Origin of the sequence: Candidatus Sulfurimonas marisnigri (assembly GCF_015265475.1) — a bacterium.
GTDB classification, from domain to species: Bacteria; Campylobacterota; Campylobacteria; order Campylobacterales; family Sulfurimonadaceae; genus Sulfurimonas; species Sulfurimonas marisnigri.
This window is the reverse complement of sequence record NZ_CP054493.1, coordinates 2421720-2445304: the sequence shown is the minus strand read 5'-3', so window position 1 is coordinate 2445304 and position 23585 is coordinate 2421720. Positions and strand designations below refer to the sequence as shown.

Annotated in this window: 20 protein-coding genes, 1 tRNA gene and 3 rRNA genes; 16 read left to right on the top strand and 8 right to left on the bottom strand. The window is 37.1% G+C overall.

Features of this window, described 5'->3' with window-relative positions:
* Nucleotides 1-12 precede the first annotated feature (12 nt).
* The 3 genes from pyrE to secG form a co-directional block, all read right to left on the bottom strand.
* Nucleotides 13-621, bottom strand: a complete 609-nt coding sequence (pyrE, locus tag HUE87_RS12375) for an orotate phosphoribosyltransferase (RefSeq protein WP_194366681.1) — start codon at nt 619-621, stop codon at nt 13-15.
* Nucleotides 622-624: 3 nt separating this feature from the next.
* Nucleotides 625-1182, bottom strand: a complete 558-nt coding sequence (gene frr, locus HUE87_RS12370) for a ribosome recycling factor (protein WP_194366680.1) — start codon at nt 1180-1182, stop codon at nt 625-627.
* Between the two features lie 124 nt (nt 1183-1306).
* Nucleotides 1307-1633 carry a preprotein translocase subunit SecG gene (gene secG / locus HUE87_RS12365; RefSeq protein WP_194366679.1) on the bottom strand — a complete coding sequence of 109 codons (327 nt, stop codon included), beginning with the start codon at nt 1631-1633 and terminating at the stop codon, nt 1307-1309.
* Between the two features lie 96 nt (nt 1634-1729).
* Between secG and HUE87_RS12360 the strand changes: the two genes are divergently transcribed.
* From HUE87_RS12360 to HUE87_RS12345, 4 genes are read left to right on the top strand one after another with little or no spacing between them, the layout of a single operon-like run.
* Nucleotides 1730-2650: a metal ABC transporter substrate-binding protein gene (locus HUE87_RS12360; protein WP_229855165.1), complete on the top strand. Its 921-nt coding sequence runs from the start codon at nt 1730-1732 to the stop codon at nt 2648-2650.
* Nucleotides 2647-3408, top strand: coding sequence for a metal ABC transporter ATP-binding protein (locus HUE87_RS12355; RefSeq protein WP_194366678.1), 762 nt, complete (start codon nt 2647-2649; stop codon nt 3406-3408). Before HUE87_RS12360 ends, HUE87_RS12355 begins: the two co-directional genes overlap by 4 nt.
* A gap of 2 nt (nt 3409-3410) precedes the next feature.
* Nucleotides 3411-4208, top strand: a complete 798-nt coding sequence (locus tag HUE87_RS12350; RefSeq protein WP_194366677.1) for a metal ABC transporter permease — start codon at nt 3411-3413, stop codon at nt 4206-4208.
* Nucleotides 4205-4891, top strand: coding sequence for a methyltransferase (locus tag HUE87_RS12345; RefSeq protein ID WP_194366676.1), 687 nt, complete (start codon nt 4205-4207; stop codon nt 4889-4891). The genes HUE87_RS12350 and HUE87_RS12345 overlap by 4 nt, the downstream gene beginning before the upstream one ends.
* Here HUE87_RS12345 and HUE87_RS12340 read toward each other — a convergent pair.
* Complete coding sequence (locus HUE87_RS12340) at nt 4879-5319, bottom strand: MOSC domain-containing protein (RefSeq protein ID WP_194366675.1); 441 nt, start codon at nt 5317-5319, stop codon at nt 4879-4881. The genes HUE87_RS12345 and HUE87_RS12340 overlap by 13 nt on opposite strands.
* Before the next feature lie 283 nt (nt 5320-5602).
* Here HUE87_RS12340 and soxC point away from each other — a divergent pair, with 283 nt between their 5' ends.
* The 5 genes from soxC to HUE87_RS12315 all read left to right on the top strand — a co-directional run bounded on the left by soxC (nt 5603) and on the right by HUE87_RS12315 (nt 10024).
* Nucleotides 5603-6925, top strand: coding sequence for a sulfite dehydrogenase (soxC, locus tag HUE87_RS12335; RefSeq protein ID WP_194366674.1), 1323 nt, complete (start codon nt 5603-5605; stop codon nt 6923-6925).
* Between the two features lie 17 nt (nt 6926-6942).
* Nucleotides 6943-8037 (top strand): c-type cytochrome, encoded by a 1095-nt coding sequence (locus tag HUE87_RS12330; protein ID WP_194366673.1) that lies wholly within the window; start codon nt 6943-6945, stop codon nt 8035-8037.
* Between the two features lie 42 nt (nt 8038-8079).
* Nucleotides 8080-8532, top strand: a complete 453-nt coding sequence (gene soxY, locus HUE87_RS12325; RefSeq protein ID WP_194366672.1) for a thiosulfate oxidation carrier protein SoxY — start codon at nt 8080-8082, stop codon at nt 8530-8532.
* 55 nt (nt 8533-8587) lie between these two features.
* Nucleotides 8588-8881, top strand: a complete 294-nt coding sequence (gene soxZ / locus HUE87_RS12320; RefSeq protein ID WP_194366671.1) for a thiosulfate oxidation carrier complex protein SoxZ — start codon at nt 8588-8590, stop codon at nt 8879-8881.
* Nucleotides 8882-9022: 141 nt separating this feature from the next.
* A complete protein-coding gene (locus HUE87_RS12315; RefSeq protein ID WP_194366670.1) occupies nt 9023-10024 on the top strand; it encodes an MBL fold metallo-hydrolase in 1002 nt (333 codons plus the stop codon).
* A 264-nt stretch (nt 10025-10288) separates the two neighbouring features.
* On the opposite strand, the gene HUE87_RS12310 is transcribed toward HUE87_RS12315, so the two are convergent.
* The gene (locus HUE87_RS12310) at nt 10289-10699 is read right to left on the bottom strand and encodes a thiamine-phosphate pyrophosphorylase (RefSeq protein WP_194366669.1); all 411 of its coding nucleotides are present in this window, start codon (nt 10697-10699) and stop codon (nt 10289-10291) included.
* Nucleotides 10692-11390, bottom strand: a complete 699-nt coding sequence (locus HUE87_RS12305; protein ID WP_194366668.1) for a Bax inhibitor-1/YccA family protein — start codon at nt 11388-11390, stop codon at nt 10692-10694. Before HUE87_RS12305 ends, HUE87_RS12310 begins: the two co-directional genes overlap by 8 nt.
* Before the next feature lie 616 nt (nt 11391-12006).
* Here HUE87_RS12305 and HUE87_RS12300 point away from each other — a divergent pair.
* From HUE87_RS12300 to HUE87_RS12270, 7 genes are all read left to right on the top strand, one after another.
* A 16S ribosomal RNA gene (locus HUE87_RS12300) occupies nt 12007-13522 on the top strand.
* Nucleotides 13523-13640: 118 nt separating this feature from the next.
* Nucleotides 13641-13716, top strand: a tRNA-Ala gene (locus HUE87_RS12295).
* A 227-nt stretch (nt 13717-13943) separates the two neighbouring features.
* A 23S ribosomal RNA gene (locus HUE87_RS12290) occupies nt 13944-16837 on the top strand.
* Nucleotides 16838-17037: 200 nt separating this feature from the next.
* Nucleotides 17038-17153 (top strand): 5S ribosomal RNA (rrf, locus tag HUE87_RS12285).
* The 16S, 23S and 5S rRNA genes sit together here with 1 tRNA gene alongside, the layout of an rRNA operon.
* Nucleotides 17154-17626: 473 nt before the next feature.
* On the top strand, nt 17627-18961 hold the full coding sequence (locus HUE87_RS12280; protein ID WP_194366667.1) for an OmpP1/FadL family transporter: 1335 nt from the start codon (nt 17627-17629) through the stop codon (nt 18959-18961).
* A gap of 246 nt (nt 18962-19207) precedes the next feature.
* Nucleotides 19208-20221, top strand: a complete 1014-nt coding sequence (locus HUE87_RS12275) for a DUF302 domain-containing protein (RefSeq protein WP_194366666.1) — start codon at nt 19208-19210, stop codon at nt 20219-20221.
* A complete protein-coding gene (locus HUE87_RS12270; protein ID WP_194366665.1) occupies nt 20218-21066 on the top strand; it encodes a hypothetical protein in 849 nt (282 codons plus the stop codon). Before HUE87_RS12275 ends, HUE87_RS12270 begins: the two co-directional genes overlap by 4 nt.
* Nucleotides 21067-21133: 67 nt before the next feature.
* On the opposite strand, the gene purM is transcribed toward HUE87_RS12270, so the two are convergent.
* On the bottom strand, nt 21134-22132 hold the full coding sequence (purM, locus tag HUE87_RS12265) for a phosphoribosylformylglycinamidine cyclo-ligase (RefSeq protein WP_194366664.1): 999 nt from the start codon (nt 22130-22132) through the stop codon (nt 21134-21136).
* A 55-nt stretch (nt 22133-22187) separates the two neighbouring features.
* Nucleotides 22188-23519, bottom strand: coding sequence for an FCSD flavin-binding domain-containing protein (locus HUE87_RS12260; protein WP_194366663.1), 1332 nt, complete (start codon nt 23517-23519; stop codon nt 22188-22190).
* Nucleotides 23520-23585 lie beyond the last annotated feature (66 nt).

The window sequence follows — 23585 nt, the reverse complement described above, 5'->3', positions numbered from 1 at the left end:
CCTTAAAAAAGTTTAGTTACCTCTAGAGCCGGGTTTTATAGCTTCGCTTCCATCTTTGCAGAGTGGACAATCATCTGGTGTATACATCTCAAATGTAAAATCAGCAAGTGCAAAAAATGGAATATTCTGAGGAAGTTTACAGTTTGGCTGAGTTTTAACATCACTATGCTCACGTTTACAAAAACCGCGATTTGCTAATGAGGCAGTACCAACTATCTCTCCACCAAGTTCTTTGACAACAGCGGCAGCTTCCATAGCAGAACCACCGGTTGTAATGATGTCTTCACACATTAAAATTCTCTCACCTTTGCTCACTTCAAAGCCACGGCGAATATTCATCACACCATCAACTCTCTCAGCAAATATAAAACGAACATCAAGAGCTTGAGCAAGAGCAAAACCTGCAATTAGCCCACCAAGAGCAGGAGCACAAACTGTGTCTATCTCAAGTCCACTCTCTCTAATTTGTAGTGCTAACGCATCAGCAAGAAGTTTTGCCGTTTTTGGATCTTCTAAAACTTTTGCAGATTGCAGGTAAAACTGTGAGTGGTTGCCACTGCTTAGTTTAAAATGCCCCTCTAAAAGAGCATCTGCATCCATATATATTTTTTTAACGTTCATTTCTTAAACCTTTAGTATCTCAACTTCTTTGTCTTTTAATATTGTTTCAATCATTGCAGAATATTTATCAGTTATTTTTTGTATATTATCTTGCGCAGATTTAGACTCATCAGCAGTTACTTCTTTGTCTTTTTCAAGTTTTTTAATTTGGTCATTTGAATTTTTTCTGTCATTTCTAACAGATACTTTTGCATTTTCACCCATTACTTTCATCTGTTTTACAGACTCTTTTCTCTGATCAACTGTCATAGCTGGAAAAAACAGTTTGATCTGCTCACCATCATTGTTTGGAGTTGCTCCAACATTCGCTTTTGATATTGCTGATTCAATATCAGGCAGAAGATTTTTTTCCCACGGGTTTACAACTACAGTCGTAGCGTCTGCTACTATGATTGAACCTACTTGGTCTAATGAAGTTAAAGTTCCGTAATAATCAATCTTTACATTATCTAAAACTGATGTTGTAACTTTTCCTGTTCTAAGCGTTTTAAAATCTCTTTGCATATGTTCTATGCTTGATTTCATCTTTGCTTCACACTTGTCAAATATTTCGTTTAGCATGTTTGTTTCCTTAATATATGAAAAATAATTCGGGATTATACAATAGAAATGTTTAAAGAAAGAAAAGTGGACAAAGAAAAGCGGATATGGTTAGCTGCAAAAAATGCAACTACTCTTTGTGAAGTTATTTTACAGCAGGTGTAGGTGCCATAGGGGTAGTAGTTGCAGTTGGAGCTACTACATTTGTAGACTCAACCATGTTATCTACAACAGACTCTTCTTTAGCTGATGAGTACATGTAACCCAAGGTTATTGTATTTGCAACAAATAAAAAGCCTATAAGGAATGTCATTTTTGCTAAAAAGCTAGCTGGACCCTTTGCTCCAAAAACAGACTCATTTGAGCCGCTGTAGGCACCAAGACCTATGCTAGAACTTTTTTGTAATAGTACTGCTATCACTAGTATTACTACTAAAATGATTTGAACAATAAGTAGAAAACTGGTTGTCATATATATATCCTGAGTTTATAAAAGTTGCGAATTATACCCAAAAATTTTTTATAATACAATTTTAGCTATAATTTCAAAAAATCAGTTGGAAATATTATGAATTTTAAAAACACTATTTTTATTGCTGTTATTATACTTTTTCTTTTTCAATTAGTAGTAATGAAGCAAGACGCACAAATAAAAGAAGCCGCTGATAGACCAACTATTGCACTTAGCACATTTTCTCTGTACGATATAGCAAAAAATATTCTAGGTGATACAGCAGAACCTTTTATGATTTTACCTTTGGGTGTTGATGCTCACAGCTATGAACCTTCACCAAAAGAGGTCATAAAGCTTTATAAAAGTGACTTGGTAGTTTATAGTGGAGCAGGCTTAGAACCTTGGATAGACGGTTTTGATTTTAAAAACAGAGCTATTGATATGAGTTTACATGTAAATTTGAAGAACTTAACACATGAGTATGATGAAGATAATCAAAACCATACTAAAGTTGACCCTCATTATTGGCTGGATATACAAAATATGATAAAAGCTACAGAGTTGATTACCAAAGAGTTTACAGTACTGTTTCCAGCGAATAAAGAGCTTTACAATAAAAATAGAGATAACTATGTTGAGATGTTAATAACTCTTCACAAAGATTACAAAGAAAAACTCTCTACATGTAAGCTTTCAACTATAATAGTAAATCATAACGCTTTTTCTTATCTGTCAAGCAGTTACGGCTTTAACGTAAAAGCAATTAGCGGTCTTTCCCCAGATGCACAGCCAAGTGCAAAAAGTATGCTAAACTTGATTGAACATGTGAAAGAACACAATGTTTCAACTATATTTTTTGAGAGTTTTGCAAGTGATAAAGCTATTAAAAGCATAGCTAACGAAGCAAAGGTAAGTGTTGATGCTCTTCAGCCTCTGGGAAATATTACAGCAAATGAAGCAGAGCAGAACCTTAGTTATGAAGATATTATGAGAAGTAATTTAGAAAAAATTTCAAAGGCTCTTGTTTGCAAATGAAATTTAAAGTTCCTATTTTTGACATTAAAAATTTAAGCTTCAGTGTTAAGGGTCAGAGTATTCTCTCAAACATATCATTGGAAATTTTCAGTGGAGAATATATTGCTATAATCGGACCAAACGGTGGTGGTAAAACCACTTTAATACGTATGCTTTTAGGTCTTGAGAAACAAACAGACGGCGAGATAAAAATATTTGGCAAAAAGCTCAAAGATTTTAAAGCTTGGCATAAAATAGGCTATGTTCCTCAGCGCGCTTCACATGTAGACTCCTCTTTTCCTGCAACAGTTTTAGATATTGTAAAGATGGGAAGAACTTCTCAAAGAGGTTTTTTCTCATCATATAGTGAGCTGGATAAACAACTAGTGAATGATGCAATGTCTAAAATGGATGTTCTCAATTTGAAAGACAAGATGATAGGAACTCTCTCAGGAGGTCAAAGGCAAAGAGTTATGATTGCCCGTGCCCTTTCTTCTAAACCAGACATTTTGATACTAGATGAGCCAAATACAGGTGTTGATATGCTCTCACAAAAGCGTTTTTATACCCTTTTAAGAGAACTAAACAATGAAGGGATTACTATCGTTTTTATAACACATGACATTGGTGTGATAGCCGATGACATAGCAAGGCTGTTTACTATAAATCAAAAAGCTACAATCTGCAATAATCCAAAGCAGGTACTTAGCTGCCAAGAGATGAGTGAGCTTTACGGTATAGATGCTCACCTAATTCACATGCACAAGCACGAGCATTAAGTATGTTAGAAATATTTGAATATGAATTTATGCAAAGAGCTTTTTTAGCAGGTATTATTATTGCCATACTTGCTTCTGTAAGTGGGACCTTTATTGTGCTTCGTCGCTATTCTATGATTAGTGAAACACTTGCACATTCGGCTTTAGTCGGCGTTGCAGTAGGCCTTGTAGCCGGACTTAACCCTCTTTGGATGGCTGTTGTTTTTGCGATTTTGTCTGCTTGGCTTATTGAGTATTTAAGAAGCTCTTTTGCTCTTTACTCAGATGCGGTATTGGCTATTTTGCTCTCTGGTTCATTGGCAGTAGCAGTCATAATTGTTTCACTCGGAGGTGCTTTTAACAACTCACTGTTCTCATATCTTTTCGGCTCTATTCTCTCAGTAAGCAGTGAAGATGTTGTGACCATAGCCATCTTTGGAACTATATCATTGAGTACTTTATTGTTTTTTTCAAAAGAGTTATATTTTATAGCTTATGATGAAGAGGTGGCAAAAACAAGCGGCATCAAAGTGAAACTGCTAAATTTTTTATTGGTAAGCGTGGTTGCTGTCATTATTGCACTCTCCATCAGAGTGGTAGGAAGTTTACTCATAGGTGCGCTTATGGTTATCCCAACAGTGTCTGCTCTGCAATTTAAAGTTGGCTTCTTAAAAACAGTGATAATTTCTCTTCTTATTGCTATTGTTAGCGTTACTGTCGGAATGATTCTCTCCTTTTATTTTTCTATTCCATCTGGTGCGACTATAGTTCTGTGTGTAATTACTATTTTTATAACATCTTTAATAGTAAATAGAAGATGAAAATAAGCTCAGAGTTTTCAAAACATGCCTTGGATTACAATACTTATAACGTAATACAAAATAGAGTTATAGAAAAATTACTAAGCACAGTAATGCATAAACCAAAAAATATTTTAGATCTTGGTTGTGGAAGCGGGAGTTTATGCAAAGCCATAGATTGGGATTACGAGCACTTCACTGGAGTTGATTTCGCTCCTGGGATGTTAGAACTTCACCCTAAGTCTAAAAAGATAGAGTCTGTTTATGGTGACTTTAATGATGAGACACTCTTTGATAATCTGCTAACATATAAATACGATTATGTATTTTCAGCTTCGGCACTTCAGTGGGCTAATAATTTGGAGAGTGTATTTGCAAGTATTAAGCAACTCAATGCCCCTGTTGCCTTGGCTATCTTTACATCAAACACATTTAGAACCCTAAATGAGACAGCATCTATAAGCTCACTACTAATAAGTGCTGATGAGGTAAATAAACTTCAGAAAAAATACTTCAATGTAGAATTTGAAATTGTAAGCTATAAGATGGAGTTTGAATCTACAAGGGATATGTTTAAATATATAAAAAAAAGTGGTGTGAGCGGAGCTAGAAAAATACTCTCATATAGAGAAAGCAAAAAGCTTCTTAATGGGTACCCACTCAACTACTTGGAGTTTGAAGTAGCTTTCATTTATACTAAATAGACGCTATCACCCTCTTTTATCTCACCCTCTTTAATAACTTGCGCAAATATACCCCTGTCATCCTTTAGCAGTGTTGGTATCTTTACATCTAAAACAGCAAGATGGTTACATATAGTGCAGTTTTGACTTATTTCCAAAATTGCTTCACCTATTTTAAGTTGTGTCCCTATCTCTAAATCGTATGGATTGTAGTCCAGTAAAATATTCTCACCTAAATAGCCAAACGGCATCTCTATACCATACTTTTGAATTAGTTCATAACTATCCATAGAGGCAATCAAAACGGAGCGCTGGACATTTTTATTGTAAAACTTATCTTCAAGTACACCTAACGCGTCCAAAACAATCTCTGACTTTTCAAATCTTTGTGAAGTGCCAGATTTAGATATAAAAAGCTTCAAAACCCCTCCAACTTTCCTCTTTGACATAAACGCGCCTTGTGTTAGTATATTTGTAATTTTAACATAGTTTTCATTTAAGCAAATAATATACTTTTATTATTATTATCAATATATAAATGAATATGGATATGAACAAAGTGTGTAGTAATTATAAAAATGTGAGAAAATTATTACATTTTTGTTAGAATACTTGACAATTTGGCAAAACTTGCTATATAATCTTTACCTTGCATTTTGTACTATGCATAATTAAGTTTTGTACTATGCATACTATAAAATCTACAAGTTACATAAAGGAGGTAGATATTAAATGAGTAAAATTTCTGAAAATAATTTAGAAACTACTAATAGTAGAAGAGATTTCTTTAAGAAAACTGCTGTTTATTCTGTTAGTGCTATCACTGCAGCTGCTGTATTAGCGCCTGCTAAGTTGTTAGCTGACGACGAAAATATAATACACCACGTTAAATGGGGAACAACTTTAGGTGATGAACTTAACAAGTATCCGTATGGTATTCCGTCAAAATATGAGCATAATGTTGTAAGAAGAACTTCAAGTCTTATGTCATCTGCTGGAGATATGCATGCTGCCGTTTCTATGTCACCATTACACGAGTTAGAAGGTATCATTACACCAAATGGTTTGCACTTTACTAGAACTCACAACGGTGTTGCACATATAGATCCTAATAAATTTAGACTTATGATTCACGGTTTAGTTGATAAGCCAATAGTTTTAACTCTTGATGAATTAAAGCAATACCCATCTGAAAGCAGAATTCTTTTCTTGGAGTGTCCTGCGAATGGTGCTGCTGAATGGAAAGGTCCTCAGTTCAACTCTTTACAATTCGTAAAAGGTATGATGAGTAACTCTGAGTGGACAGGTGTTCGTCTTTCAGTAATTCTTGATGATTTAGGTATCAAACCAACTGCAAAATGGATGTTAGCTGAAGGTTCTGATGGTTCAGAAATGAGTAGAACAATTCCAGTTGAAAAAGTTTTAGACGATGCAATGATTGTTTGGGCTCAAAATGGTGAAGCACTTAGACCAGAACAAGGTTATCCTGTTCGTTTAATGTTACCAGGTTGGGAAGCAAACTTATGTATTAAATGGTTGAAACGTTTAGAATTCGGTGCAGAGCCTTGGTACTGTAAAGAAGAGACTTCTAAATATACAGTTCTTACTAAGAGCGGTAAAGCAATCCAACATTTCTATCCACTAGAGACTAACTCAATTATTACTTCTCCATGTCCTGAAAAACCATGGAAAAATCTTAAAGTTGGTCAAATGATTGAGATAGAAGGTCTAGCATGGTCTGGTCACGGAACTATCACAAATGTCGATGTTTCTATTGATGGTGGACAAAACTATAAAGAAGCTCAGTTAAAAGGTTTAGTATTACCTAAATCATGGACTAGATTCTCATATATGCATAAGTATGATGGTAAACCATTATTACTTCAGTCTCGTTCAGTTGATGATAGTGGTAATGTTCAGCCAACAGTTACTCAAGAAAAAGGTATTATTGGTGTAGAAGGTGTTTATCACAGAAACTCAATTGTTACTTGGGAAGTAAGAGCGGATAATTCAGTACATAATGTTCAAGTTAGAACAGATAATTGTCCAAGTTAATAGGAGGAGATGTATAAATGTTTAAATTAAATAATAAATTAATTGTTACTAGTGTTATCTTAGCACTAACATCAACTCTTGCAACTGCTGGTGTTTACAATGGAAAAAAAGATGCTTTAGATGGTGGTATGACTTACCCTAGAGCTAACGGTGTTGAAACTGCATATAGATACAATACGCAAGCTATGTCAAAACTTAACTACGGTAGAGTTCCTACTGCTAATGAGATAGCAGCTTGGGACAGAGATATGATGCCAGATGGAACAGGTTTCCCGGATGGTGAAGGCTCTGTTGAAGAGGGTGATGAATTATATGAGGCACAATGTGCTTCTTGTCACGGTGAGTTTGGTGCTGGCGGTAAGGGTTATCCAACTCTTGCTGGTGGTACAGTAGCATCACTGAAAAACCAAAGAACATGTCCAGGTAAAGATGCTCCAAAGAGAACTATCGGTTCATATTGGCCACAAGTTTCTACACTTATGTGGTACATCCGTGATGCAATGCCATATGCTCACCCAAAAAGCCTTACAGACAATGAACTGTATGCAATGACTGCTTACTTATTAGCTGCAAATGAGATAAAAATCGATGGTGAAACATTAGATGATGAGTATGTTCTTGACAAAGAAAAACTATTGAAAGTTGTTCTTCCAAATCGTGATGGTTTTTTCCCTGATGTGAATGGTCCAGAAGGTATTGAAAATGTAAGAGCTTTTTTTGCTGATCGTAAAAACTATGGTGCGGTTGGTACTCGTTGTATGACTAACTGTGTCAAAGAGTCTGTAATGAAAATTAAAAATGAGATAACAGCTGTTGTACCTGGATATTCAACTGTAAGGGATTTACCGGTAGAGACTTCTACGGGTTCTAAATCAGCTGCTGAAAAAATGTACGATGCTGCTTGTTCACTTTGTCATAAAACTGATGCAATGGGTGCTCCAGCTGTTGGCGATCACGATGCATGGGCAGCTGTTATAGCTCAAGGTATGGAGAAAGTCAATAGTCACGCTATCAATGGATTTAATGGGATGCCTCCTAAGGGTGGTGCTATGGATCTAACTGATGAGCAAGTAAAAGATATTGTTAAATTTATGGTAGAATCTAGTAAGTAAAAACTTACTAGGGTTTGCTCAACATTATAAAAAGGAATTAAAATGCAAAGAAGAAAATTTTTAAGTTTAGGTGCAGTAGCTGCTGCTGCATCAGTATTACCAGCTAGCTTAAGTGCTACAGATTTCAGAGCGACTGCTCCAAAAGCTTGGGAAGCTGCCGGAAGTAAAGAGGCTATTGAAGCATTATTCGGAAAAGCTCCTATGATTGACGGTAAAATCAAGATTAAAGCTCCTAAACTAGCTGAAAATGGTGGCGCTGTGCCAATCGGAATTAGTTCTAAATTAGCAGTAGAGTCTGTTGCTTTATTTCAAGATGCTAATCCTAGATCTGCTGTTGTAGTATTTGAATTAGGTGAAAATGGTGTTTTTGACATTAAAACTAAAATCAAAATGAGAAAAACTGCTAATGTAACTGTTGTTGCAAAAGGTAGAGATGGTAAATTATACTCAGCTGTACAAAAAGTAGAAGTTTCTATTGGTGGTTGTGGAGGTTGATTTAACCCCCGCCGCTCATTGAAATAAAATAAATAGAAATTAAAAAGGAATAATTATGAAAGTAAAAGCAAAGTTAAAAAAAGGCGTAGTAGAAGTTAAAGTTTTAGCTAAAAGCCCAATGGCTGGTAAAGAAGAAGCAAAACTTAAAAAAATCAATGTAGAGTTTATCACTCACATGACTGCAAAATTAAACGGTACAGTTGTATGGGAGGCGTCTACAGGACCATTCCTATCTAAAGATCCTTATTTTCAATTTTCATTCACTGGAGCAAAAGAAGGTGATACTATTGATATTGACTGGGTTAATAATTTAGGTAAAACTGCTAAAGCAAGTAAGAAAATTAAATAGTATTTTCTTTTAGTTTAGATTCTGATGTTTATTCAGAATCTAAACTTTATATGTAAAGATAGAATATATTCAACCTGTTGATAAGTTTATGACATGTTAAATATATTCTTTCTAGAATAAACTAAAAAAAAGGTGAACCTTATGATAAAAAAAATGATTAATCCATTAGTAGTATCTGCAATTGCTTTACTTCCAATGATGACAGCTTGTTCAGACTCTTCAAAAACTGAAGCTTCTGCAGCAGCTGCGACAACTGCTAAGACTGTAAAAAGTGATGAATTTAATTACAAATTAAAGCCAAAGCAAGTCAGTGATAATGTATGGTGTTTCTTTGGGGCAATAGAGGCACCAACAAAAGAAAATGCTGGTAATATGGCAAATAACTGTTACGTTAAAACAGATGACAGTTTTGTAGTATTTGATACAGGTCCATCTTTTATATTTGCTAAACAAGCTTATGAAGCTATGAGTAAAGTTGCCGGTGCTCTGCCAGTTAAAGTTGTTGTAAACTCACATGAGCATGACGACCATTGGTTAGGTAATGATTTTTATAAACAAAAGTTTGGTGCAGAATTGATTGGGCCATCAGTAATTAACACTAAGTATAAAGCTGGTGATAAAACTAGAATGTATAGAGTTTTACCAAAAAATGCAATTGCTGGCACAAATATTATTAAAGTTGATAGAACACTTACAGAGAACTACAAGTTTAATGTAAAAGGTATTGATTTTGAAGTTATAACAATAGGCGTTAAAGCACACACTGCTGAGGATTATTTTCTTTTTATGCCAAAATCAAAAGTATTATTTGCTGGTGACTTGGTTATGAATGGCCGTATTACTTCAGGTCGTGATGGTGCGGTTCTTGGTCAAATCAAAGCACTTGATATGATTGATGCTAAAGGTTGGGAAACACTAATTCCAGGACATGGTTTTATAACAGATAAGACAGCCGTTAATGAAGCAAGAGACTACTTTACATTTATGAGAGATAGAGTTGCTAAAGCTATCGAAGATGATGTAGATGCTGCTGATATTCAAAAGGCAGTACCAATGGCAGAATTTAAAGAAAAAGCAATGTACGATATTTTACACAACAACAATCTTGATTTTGCATATCAAGAGATTGAGATGATGGAATAACTTTTTCAACCTCTGATTTGACTTTTAATTAAGTCAAATCACCTCTTCCAACTATAATCCTCACGAAAACAAATCTTAATAAAACTCTTAAATACGTACTTCTGTTAATTGACAATGCTTATATTGAATTTATTTATAAAGTAAATATCAGCAAGATATATTGGTATGAAGATAATGAAAAGCTATTGCTGATATTTTGTAAATGGGAATAGAACAATCTGAAAAATTATTAACTTAAACTTGATTTTGAATCTAATTTATTATTTACTCAGAAGTCTCAATTAAAATTTCCTTCTCTATAGTATACAATTCATATCTTATATATTTAAAGTTTTCACTATACTCAATACTCTGAAGTTTATATAACTCTTCTAGAACCCTCGATGACTCTTGGGCTCTTTTTAGATTGGCAATAATAATACTATCTATGTCTGGACGGTTTAATTCACTCTTTATAGTTGCTCGTTGAACATCATTAATGCTGTCACGATATTTAAGTAATTCTATAGATTCTTTGATTTTTGACTTGTGTCTTAGGAGTTTTAGTTTTGTTGATATCTCTTTATTGTTATCGCGGTATCTCATTATATCTTCAACAACTCTAATCCCCTCTTTGAGGCGGTTTAGATTTGCATCAATCACCCGAAATAGTTCGGGCGAAAGTTGATTAGTCATCGCCTCTAAATATACCAAGCAAATGAAGAAGAGCTGTAAAAATATTTAAGAAATCTAAGTAAAGTGCAATAGCACCATCAATAGGTGTTTCATAAGCACCTTTGATAATATTTTGAGTATCATATGTTACCAAGATACTAAACAGTACAACAACAACTCCAGAGATTAGTATTGACATCAATGGACTGCCCATAAACATATTTATTACAGAAAAAACAATTATCACAACTAAAGCAATCATAAGAGGTTTTCCATATCCTGAAAAATCTTTTGTTGTTTTAATTGCATAAAAACTCATAGCTCCAAATATAACTGATGTCATAGCAAAAGCATTTCCAACAATAGTACCGCCACCACTTATTCCAAGCGTACGAGAAAGTAGAGGTGCTAACATTAGACCTGTCATAAATACAAAGCCAAACATTACCATTAGATTAATGCCTGGTTTATGTTTTACAAAATGCAGTCCAATTAAAAGTCCAATCTCTAAAATAAATAGAGGAAAAAAATATGCTGCAATAGTTCCAGCCATTGGTACCCCTACATAAGCGCCAACGGCACCAGCCATCATTGAAGCAGCAAACAATTTATAAGTCTCTTTTACAAAAGAAATTAATTGCGTGTCACTCTTAGTATTAGTAGTATAAGTAGAAGCATTGCCTCTTGCATAATCACGATCGTAAAGTCCCATTTTTATCCTTTATTTGTGTATAGCAATAATATACTATACAATTGTATATAAGAATTTTATATATAAAGAGTTAATACATAGCAACATGCTTGATAAGTCCTATAATATGTATAGAGTAATTTATATTTTATTAACAAAGAAAATTAAAAAAGCATAGAAACTAAACACCCAAGAAAAACTTTTTAAATTCTTTCAAAAAAGCCTTGACATTGAATACATAATCTCCTATAATTCCCATCCACAAACAATGAGACCTTAAGTTAAGGCCTAGAGAGACTTCGAGTAGAAGCTTTTGAATATGTTTGAGATCATTGAAAACTAAGCAAGTAAATAGACGAGATAACTAATAACAAATTAGTTAATTAGTCACTATAAGTTTACTTAGAAATAACTAATATAACAACAACCGTCTATTCTATTTGGTCTATAGCAATATAGATACCCAATAGAAATAGATACTATACAAAACTAGGGGAACCGATTTTATCGCAAGATAAAAAGTTTCTTTAGAAAAAAGTCCACTAACTATTTATAGATAGTGGCAACAAAGCCAATGAATTTTAATTCTTGGGCAATGATCAGTAATTTCACAGCAATGTGATCTTTACATAATTTAATTATGGAGAGTTTGATCCTGGCTCAGAGTGAACGCTGGCGGCGTGCTTAACACATGCAAGTCGAACGATGAAGAAGAGCTTGCTCTTTGGATTAGTGGCGCACGGGTGAGTAATATATAGTTAATGTACCTTCAAGACCGGGATAGCCATTGGAAACGATGATTAATACTGGATATACCTTCTCTACTTAAGTAGAGTCGGGAAACGTTTTTTCGCTTGAAGATCAGACTATATCCCATCAGCTTGTTGGTGAGGTAAGAGCTCACCAAGGCAATGACGGGTAGCGGGTTTGAGAGGATGATCCGCCACACTGGTACTGAGACACGGACCAGACTCCTACGGGAGGCAGCAGTGAGGAATATTGCACAATGGGGGAAACCCTGATGCAGCAACGCCGCGTGGAGGATGACGCATTTCGGTGTGTAAACTCCTTTTATGAGTCAAGAAAATGACGGTAGCTCATGAATAAGCACCGGCTAACTCCGTGCCAGCAGCCGCGGTAATACGGAGGGTGCAAGCGTTACTCGGAATCACTGGGCGTAAAGGACGCGTAGGCGGGTTGGTAAGTCAGATGTGAAATCCTACAGCTCAACTGTAGAACTGCATTTGAAACTACTAACCTAGAGTATGGGAGGGGGAGATGGAATTAGTGGTGTAGGGGTAAAATCCGTAGATATCACTAGGAATACCTAAAGCGAAGGCGATCTCCTGGAACATTACTGACGCTAAGGCGTGAAAGCGTGGGGAGCAAACGGGATTAGATACCCCGGTAGTCCACGCCCTAAACGATGAACACTAGTCGTCGGGATGCTTGTCATCTCGGTGATGCACTTAACAGATTAAGTGTTCCGCCTGGGGAGTACGGTCGCAAGATTAAAACTCAAAGGAATAGACGGGGACCCGCACAAGTGGTGGAGCATGTGGTTTAATTCGAAGATACGCGAAGAACCTTACCTAGCCTTGACATTGATAGAACACACCAGAGATGGAGTGGTGCCCTTCGGGGAACTTGAAAACAGGTGCTGCACGGCTGTCGTCAGCTCGTGTCGTGAGATGTTGGGTTAAGTCCCGCAACGAGCGCAACCCTCGTCCTTAGTTGCCAGCAGGTTAAGCTGGGCACTCTAGGGAGACTGCCTTCGCAAGGAGGAGGAAGGTGAGGACGACGTCAAGTCATCATGGCCCTTATGGCTAGGGCTACACACGTGCTACAATGGGGCGTACAGAGAGTTGCAATACCGCGAGGTGGAGCCAATCTCACAAAGCGTCTCTCAGTTCGGATTGAAGTCTGCAACTCGACTTCATGAAGCTGGAATCACTAGTAATCGTAGATCAGCAATGCTACGGTGAATACGTTCCCGGGTCTTGTACTCACCGCCCGTCACACCATGGGAGTTGATTTCACCCGAAATTGGGAAGCTAACCTTCGGGAGGCTACCACTTACGGTGGAATTAGCGACTGGGGTGAAGTCGTAACAAGGTAACCGTAGGAGAACCTGCGGTTGGATCACCTCCTTTCTAGAGTAAAGTCAATCATTCATTTGAATTGACATACAAAGAAAATCTCACGAGAGATGTTGTTAGTTATTAGTTTATTTGCTTGCTTAGTTTTCAGTGATCTATTTTCATTTGAAATGGGGGGTTAGCTCAGCTGGGAGAGCGCCTGCCTTGCACGCAGGAGGTCAGCGGTTCGATCCCGCTACTCTCCACCATTTCACACTTATCAATAGAAAAAGCTTAATCTAAGTTCTCAACAGAGAGTTTAGATTAGACTTCAAAGTCTATCGTTCATTAAATTATTATTGTCAAAGTCAACATATATAAAAGATAAAAGAATTTATTCAATTATTAATTATATTAACTAAATAACTACAATCAACAGTACACTGACTTACTTAAAGTAGAGATACATTAAGTAAGGTAGTGAACGCAAATTAGAAAAAAAGATATTAAGGGCCATAGGTGGATGCCTTGGCTAGTAGAGGCGATGAAAGACGTATTAGGCTGCGATAAGCCTCGGGGAGCTGCCAAAGAGCTTTGATCCGGGGATTTCTGAATGGGGCGACCCAGCATGGTGCGAATCATGTTACCCTACGGGGGGCGAACTCAGGGAAGTGAAACATCTCAGTACCTGAAGGAAAAGAAATCAAACGAGATTCCCATAGTAGCGGCGAGCGAAATGGGATTAGGGCACTTAGTGATAATATATTTGTTAGCCGAACACTTTGGAAAGAGTGGACATAGAGGGTGATATCCCCGTAAGCGAAAACATTTATATGGTACTAGACTAAGGAACGAGTAGGTCGGGACACGTGTTATCTTGACTGAATATGGGGGGACCACCCTCCAACCCTAAATACTACTACTAGACCGATAGCGAACAAGTACCGTGAGGGAAAGGTGAAAAGGACCGCGGTGAGCGGAGTGAAATAGAACCTGAAACCTATGGCTTACAATCATTCGGAGCACTATTGTCGCAAGACAAGTGTGACGGACTGCCTTTTGCATAATGAGCCTGCGAGTTGTGGTATCTGGCAAGGTTAATCTAACGAGAAGCCGTAGCGAAAGCGAGTCTTAATAGGGCGAATTAGTCAGATGCTGCAGACCCGAAACTGAGTGATCTATCCATGTGCAGGTTGAAGCTGGTGTAAGAGCCAGTGGAGGACCGAACCCGTAGAGGTTGAAAACTCTTGGGATGACGTGTGGATAGGGGTGAAAGGCCAATCAAACTCAGTGATAGCTGGTTCTCTCCGAAATATATTTAGGTATAGCCTCGAGCATTAGCATGAAGGGGTAGAGCACTGACAGGGCTAGGGCTGCTTACCGCGGTACCAAACCCTATCAAACTCCGAATACTTCATGTGTAACCTCGGGAGTCAGGCGTAGGGTGATAAAATCCTATGTCGAGAGGGGAACAACCCAGACTAGCAGCTAAGGTCCCAAAGTCTTGTCTAAGTGGAAAAGGATGTGAAGTTGCTGTGACAACCAGGAGGTTGGCTTAGAAGCAGCCACCCTTTAAAGAAAGCGTAACAGCTCACTGGTCTAGCGATTTTGCGCCGAAAATATAACGGGGCTAAGACAAGCACCGAAGCTCTAGATTCATAGTTTACTATGAGTGGTAGGAGAGCGTTCCATTCAGCGTTGAAGGTATACCGGTAAGGAATATTGGAGCGGATGGAAGTGAGCATGCAGGCATGAGTAGCGAGAAAAGAAGTGAGAATCTTCTTCGCCGTAAACCCAAGGTTTCCTACGCGATGCTCGTCATCGTAGGGTTAGTCGGGACCTAAGTCGAGTCCGAAAGGGGTAGACGATGGCAAATCGGTTAATATTCCGATACCGACGGTTGTTCGTTTGAGTGATGGGGGGACGCATAGAGTTAATCGAGCTCACTGATGGAATAGTGGGTCGAAGGACGTAGGTCGACAAATAGGAAAATCCGTTTGTCATTCGACCGAGATCTTACAGGCTCTGCAATGGCTTCGGCCAGCGCGGAGAATCGATGATACTGTCGTGCCGAGAAAAGCCTCTAAACGAGAACAACCGTTGCCCGTACCGTAAACCAACACAGGTGGGTGAGATGAGTATTCTAAGGCGCGTGGATGAACCATTGTTAAGGAACTCTGCAAACTAGCACCGTATCTTCGGTATAAGGTGTGCCCTATTTGTTAACAGATTTACTCTGTAAAGCATTGACGGGTCGCAGCAAAGTGTCCCTCCCGACTGTTTACCAAAAACACAGCACTCTGCTAACTCGTAAGAGGATGTATAGGGTGTGACGCCTGCCCGGTGCTTGAATGTTAAATGGATTTGTTAGCTCTGCGAAGCATTGAAATGAAGCACAAGTAAACGGCGGCCGTAACTATAACGGTCCTAAGGTAGCGAAATTCCTTGTCGGTTAAATACCGACCTGCATGAATGGCGTAACGAGATGGGAGCTGTCTCAACAATGGATCCAGTGAAATTGTAGTGGAGGTGAAAATTCCTCCTACCCGCGGAAAGACGGAAAGACCCCGTGCACCTTTACTATAGCTTGACACTGCTATTGGGATATTCACGTGCAGGATAGGTGGGAGCCTTCGATTCATCGACGCCAGTTGATGATGAGGCATCCTTGAGATACCACCCTTGAATATTCTGATAGCTAACTCGGTACGATTATCTCGTGCGAGGACAATGTCTGGTGGGTAGTTTGACTGGGGCGGTCGCCTCCTAAAAAGTAACGGAGGCTTACAAAGTTCGGCTCAGGTGGGTTGGAAATCCACCGTAGAGTATAATGGCACAAGCCGGACTGACTGTGAGACATACAAGTCGAGCAGAGTCGAAAGACGGTCATAGTGATCCGGTGGTTCTGTGTGGAAGGGCCATCGCTCAAAGGATAAAAGGTACGCCGGGGATAACAGGCTGATCTCCCCCAAGAGCTCACATCGACGGGGAGGTTTGGCACCTCGATGTCGGCTCATCGCATCCTGGGGCTGGAGCAGGTCCCAAGGGTATGGCTGTTCGCCATTTAAAGCGGTACGCGAGCTGGGTTCAGAACGTCGTGAGACAGTTCGGTCCCTATCTTCCGTGGGCGTAGGAACGTTGAGGAGAGCTGACCCTAGTACGAGAGGACCGGGTTGGACATGCCACTGGTGCACCAGTTGTTCTGCCAAGAGCATCGCTGGGTAGCTACGCATGGATGAGATAACCGCTGAAAGCATCTAAGCGGGAAGCCAACTCCAAGATGAACGTTCCCTGAAGTACGCTTGAAGACTACAAGCTTGATAGGCTGGGTGTGTACGCATAGTAATATGTTTAGCTGACCAGTACTAATAGTACGTTTGTCTTTTTTTACAGTTCTTTGAATAGAACACAACTTCGTTCACTACCTTACTTAGTGTAAACACACTATTTAATGAACCGTGTACTGATACAGTTATTTAGAAATTATGTTGACTTAAACAATAATGTATACTAGAAATAGTATAAACACTCACTCAATTGACTCTAACAGTCAAATGTAAGAACATTTAGATGTCTTTACACTTGATTGTCTAGGTGGCTATAGAGAGAGGGAAACGCCTGGTCCCATTCCGAACCCAGAAGCTAAGCCTCTCATCGCTGATAATACTGCATCTTTCAGGTGTGGAAATGTAGGTCGCTGCCTAGTTGATCAATTTACTTCTCAATAATCAAATTTACTTCAATATATTAAACTTTTTATACTTTAACTATTTTTTACTTCTTAATACTTACTCTTTTTACTATGATTTTACGCTTCAAGAAACTAATAAAGAGGTTTTTGTTTTACATAATGATATATGTTTTGATATATTAAGAGTTCTATTTAAATTTTTTGTAATAATTATGTTACAAAACTACACTATGTAATGTTTTTATCACAAATAAGTTTATGTATTAAATTTCATAAAACTTATCCCAAACATATAAATATCTTATTTATATAAGTTAAAATTAATATTTTATATATAAATATGATTTTATTTATATATATTTATTATATAAATAAATTTTAAATAATAAGTTTTTACTTTAATTAAAAATATTCATTCCTAGTTTAAGATACAGTTAAATTTTACTTGCCTATAATGCTTGTATTCAAAATTACTCGTAGGAGAGAAAATGAAAAGAACAATTAAATTAGCAGTAGTAGCTGCGTTAGCTTTAGGTGCAACATCGGCATTCGCAACAAATGGTTCAACTATGCTTGGTATGGGTGCAAAAACTCGTGGTATAGGTGGAATCGGTATTGGTATGGGTCATGGCGCAGAGTCTGCCCTATCTAATCCTGCTCTAATTACTACAATTAAGAAAGACAATGAAATCTCTTTTGGTGGAACATTATTTATGCCAGATGTAGAAGTGTCTAATACTCTACACGATGGTGTTTCAGCATTTACTAGTGGTTCAGCTGACAGTGATTCTGATATGTTCGTTATTCCTTCTGTTTCAGTTGCTAGCAAAATTAATGATAACTTTTATGCTGGTGTTGGTATGTGGGGAACAGGTGGCTTAGGTGTTGATTACCGTGATACACCTTCTGTATTACTTGGTGGCTCTAATATGCAAATGGTTACAGCTTTACAACTTATGCAATTTGGTGTTCCTTTGGTTTATGTAAGAGATAATTACTCAATTGGTATTACTCCAATCATACAATATGGTTCATTAGATATTGACTATGAACATCCAGGTCAACCAAGTAGAAATGCTTCAGGAGATCTTATTGGTGGCTATGCAGTTGACCCAGGAACTAAGTATGGCTCAGGCGCAAATGATGATTTAGCATTCGGTTATAACATAGGTCTTGCTTATGAGACTAATGGGATTACAATTGGTGCTGTATATAAATCAGAGATAGAAATGGAGTATAAGGGTGTTATGAGTAGCACAATTAGCCCTTTTGTTAATACTCAACTTAATCCTTCCGGATACACTAATGATAAGCTTTCTAGTCCAGCTGAAATGGGTGTTGGTGTTAGTTACAATATGAATGAGCATACTATTGCACTTGATTGGAAAAATATTAACTGGTCTGATGCTGCAGGTTATGAAGATTTTGAGTGGGAAGACCAGGATGTAATTTCTATTGGTTATGAATATGCAACAACTGGCTGGGCTGTTCGTTGTGGTTACGCTTTTGCTGATAGTGCAGTAAAAGAGCAAACTGTAACATGGGGTGCTTCACCAGGTGGAGATCCACTTGAAACTACATACAACAGTGCTGGATTATCAGCAGGAACAATTAATACATTTAATGCATTAGGTTTCCCAGGGAATGTTGAATCACACTTTACAATTGGTGGAACTTATAAGATAAGTGAAATGATTTCTGTTGATTTAGCTGCTGTATTTGCTGCTGAGAATGAGCAAACTTTTACGAATTTTGCTGGACAAGATATTAAAGTGGCTCACTCAGAAACAAGTTACAGTTTCCAACTTAACTACGCTTTCTAGAAATACAACTTTACTCCCATGCTCCGCATGGGGTAAGCAATACAACTAAAACCAATCATAAACTTTTACATTTACTACTAACTTTCTTACCTTTATGAATTTAAGTGTTTCAAAGTATGTTAATACTTCTTATTTAATACAATATAGTTCAAAAATTCAGAAAGTTTACAGATTTGTATGATATAATTATTTCAGATTTTTTGTGATAAAACTATCACATAATTAAGTTAAATAAAAAGGAAACACATGTTTAAAGCATTTGTAAAAATAGCGGTTTTATTATCGTTGACAGCAAGTATGGCATTTGGTTATCAGGCTATAAGATTGAATGTATCAGAAGGTACATATAAAGAGAGAAATGACGCGTTCAATGGTATATTGGAAGTTGATTTAGAAGATGCTGGATTTACTCCAAAAGACATTCACCCAAAAATTGAGTACTATTACAAGCTTTTTTACGGTACTAAACTACTAAAAGACGGTAAGCCAAATCCTCAGTTTAAAACAGACTATGTTGGAAACTTAGATAACCTTGGTTTTATCACTATTTCTAATGAAGAGTGGATGCGTGAACTTCTTATGAAAGAACCAAAACTTGGCTCATTTGCTCCACTTAACTACCTTATATACAAGAAAAAAAGTGAAGATAAAACTTATGTTGGTACCTTAACCCCTCAAGCGATGCTAGATATTGCAGAGATTAAAGATGCTGGTGTTAGAGCGGCTTTCACTGAAAAAATTGATGCTTTAAGTGATGCTACCGACGAAGGCATGGGCGGAGAAGTTGAGTATGTTGAAATAGACAAACTTCCTGCTAAAACTTTAATTGAGTGGGAAATCCCTTTTGATAGAGGCGAAGATGTTTTAGATGCAAAATTTGACTTTATGGAAAAGTTCGAGAAAGCATTCGAAGCTGAAGAGTATATTATTGCCGGTAAAAGAGATTTTGCTGAGTATTGGGTTGATAATGATTTAGAAAATGATAAATATGATGCTTATTGGGTTTACTCACTTTGTCACTTTACTTTTTCATATACAGTGTTTAATGTATGGGAACACCCAGAATTAGGTGCTTCAGCTCCATGTTCAATGTACATGTACTTAGATAAAGATTCAAGTACTTTAAAAGTTGGTATGCCAAGTGTTGATAACTGGGCTGTTTTTGGGAAAATTACTGACCCTAAAAGACTTCAGTTTATTAAAGACATGGATAGTAAAATTAAAGAAATTATGACAAGCTTAGGAGCTAAAGAGATATGAAAAAGTTTTTAACATTAATTTTTAGTGTAACTGCACTTACTTTTTGTGGTTGTGCCGGTAAGAGTACTCAAGCTCAAGCTTCTAGCTCTGAGCCAAGTGGTGATGTAAGCGCATATCTTCAAGGTGCTTATGTTAGTGTAGCTGATTCTGAAGCTAAACTAACTGCTGCTGGATTTGAAGTTCTCTCAAAATTTAAAAGTGTTAAAGAGGGTAAGACTATTGTTTTTACTTGTCCTACACTTAAAAAAGAGGCTGCAAAGCCAAATCGTGCGAATATTGCTGTTATGAAACTTTTTGTAGATGATCAAGAAAAAACAATCTCATTTAGTAATCCAGTTTATTTTGGCAAAGCTTACATGCAAGATGATTATAATCATGCAACATTTTCAGCTGTAAAAGCTAAGCTTGAAGGTGCATTTCCTGGTCTTAAAAATTCTGAAGATAAAATGGAATTTGATGACTTAGCAGGTTTTCACTTTACTTTAGGAATGCCTTACTACGAAGATACAAAAGTACTTGGAGAAGGCTCAAATGAAGAGTTATTGGCTAAGCTAAAAAATTACAAAAAAGGTAAAGGGCTTGCATATGAGCTTAAAATTTCGGACGATACTACTTTAGTTGGTTATAGTGTTGGTCGTGGTACACAAAGATTTGTAAAGAAAATTGGACGTGCTAATGCTGGTTTATTGCCTTGGCCAATTGTTGTAAGTGGTGGAAAAGCTACTATGCTTCAAGCTGAGTATTATATAGCTATGAATTATCCATTGCTAGGTATGATGCAATTTGCTACTATTGCGTCTGTTCCTGGTGATGTTATTAAAGACTTAAAGAAGCCTTTTAAGTAATCTATACACCATAATGAGCAAAATGCCCATTATGTGGTGGGTGGCTGGGACATTTGTCCCTACAACCTTATATCATTACTGCTTCACGAGAGCCTTCTTTTATTCCACCTATCAAGTAAGAACCTTCAGCTTTAGCTAAAACGGCATTTACGTTTTTATCTTCTACAACTAAAATCATACCGACACCCATATTGAATGCTCTATACATTTCATCTAAATCTACATGTTGACCTATTAACTCAAATATTGGAAGAACTTTTATAGAGTCTTTTTTTACTTCAGCCATTAAGTTCTCAGGTAAAACACGAGGTAAATTTTCTACAATTCCACCACCAGTAATATGAGCCATAGCCACTATCTCATTTTTTAGTGCTTTGAATGTTTTTACATAGATGTTGGTAGGTTCAAGCAGAGTCTCAATAAGGGGTTTACCGTTGAAGTCTTCATTGAAGTCTAAATTCATTTTTTCAAAAAGAACTTTTCTAGCTAGCGAGAAACCATTTGAGTGAAGTCCTGAACTTGGAAGTGCTATAAGCTTATGGCCAGCACGAACAAGTGAGACTCTATCCATCTCAGATTTTTCAGCAACACCTACAGCAAAGCCAGCTAAGTCATAATCATTTTCAGAGTACATTCCAGGCATTTCAGCAGTTTCACCACCGATAAGAGCACATTCGCTTCTTATGCAACCCTCAGCAATTCCAGCAACTACATTTGTTGCTACGTTTACATCAAGTTTGCCAGTTGCATAATAATCTAAGAAAAAAGATGGAGTACCGAAGTTACAAAGAAGGTCATTAACACACATCGCAACTAAATCAATTCCAACTGTATTGTGAATCCCTGAGTCAATAGCAAGTTTTAACTTTGTACCAACTCCATCAGTTGCCGCGAGCATTACAGGCTCTTTAAAACCTTTTGGTAACTCAAATGCACCGGCGAAAGAGCCTATACCACCTATAACACCCGGAATTTTTGTTGATTTAACAAGAGGTTTGATGTTTTCAACGAAACTATTACCAGCATCTATATCAACACCGGCATCTTTGTAGCTAATTTGGCTCATTTAGAACTCCAATTTTAAAGTGTGGGATTATACCTTATTGGAGCATAAATCAAGTTTAGGAGTTTTTAGATCCAAACATATCATGGTACAAAGCAGTAGCCCAGTCATAAATAGAATTTGCATTAACTTCACCGTGTTTTTTCCAGTCTTCACTACTTATTGTTCCAGCAAAATCAAAAGCTTTAGTTTTCTTGTCATAAGAGTATTGAGTATAGATGTATATTGCCTTTTCAGGTGCTGTTGATATAGCAGAGAAGCAAGTTGTGGTTGGTGGTTCCCAGGCTAGGACAGGCGTTTTATTGATTCTTTGTGCGATATTAGCTGCTACAATGAACCCTTCAGAGTTTGAAGTATTACCTGACTTTGAGAATCCCATAGGACGAGCATCACCAGTAATGAATACATTTTTTGCATCAATAGCTTCATAAGTTAGAGGGTTAATATGACCCTCCATCATATTTTTTGCATCTTTTGCTAGCCCCATTCTCTCTAGAATCTTAGCACCTCTCACATGAGGATAAAAGGATGCATCTTCAAATTCAAACTCATCAAACTCTGTGTAAACAATTTTGTTATCTAAGTCAATTTTATTGATTACTGAGCTTGGTACATACTCTATGTAGTCAGCATATAGCTCAGTAAAAGCACTTTGAAAACCTTTTTCTTTGATAGTGATAGTATTGTTCTCATCAAGTAAAATCACTTTGCCTTTTATATTGTTTTGCTTAAAATGGTCAGCTATAATACAAGCTCTCTCGTAGGGAGCAGGAAGACATCTGTAGTTACCAGCTGGCACTGTTAATAAAAAGTTGCCGCCTTTGAAGTTTAAAACTTTATTTTTTAATGTGATATGTTCAGAACCAGGAATAAATCCTGCAGGATAATCACGTCTTAGTCTATTTTCAAAAGTTAAATCTTTTGTCCAGCGAGAATAATCATAGTCAATTCCAGGAGCCATAACTAAATAGTCATATTTGATACTGCCGTCGCTAGTTTCAAGGATTTGATTCTCTTTATCTAGACCAATTGCTGTTGATTGGAAATAAGTATAGTTATAGTTTCTAGCGGCTTGCAGATAATCATGTGTCAAATATTCTAGTTCAATTTTATCTACCAGCCACAGGTTACTAAGCGGACAAGATGTAAATTCATGTCTTTGTTCAACAAGGATTACCTCTGCATCAGGAGCAAATATTTTTGTATTTTTTGCAATTGAGAGTCCAGACCATCCACCACCAACAACGACTACTCTTGGTTTAGTAGTATCAGGTATTGGTGCTTTATACTCAGTATTTAGTTTAGCCTTTGTTTTATTGGAAGCACTAAGTGCAGTAGAAGCAACTGCTAAACCTGATAATGTTAAAATCTCTCTTCTTGAGATGCTCATATAAATTCCTTATGAAATTTTTTGTGATAATATTATCATATTTTGACTTGTTAGATTCTTATAGCA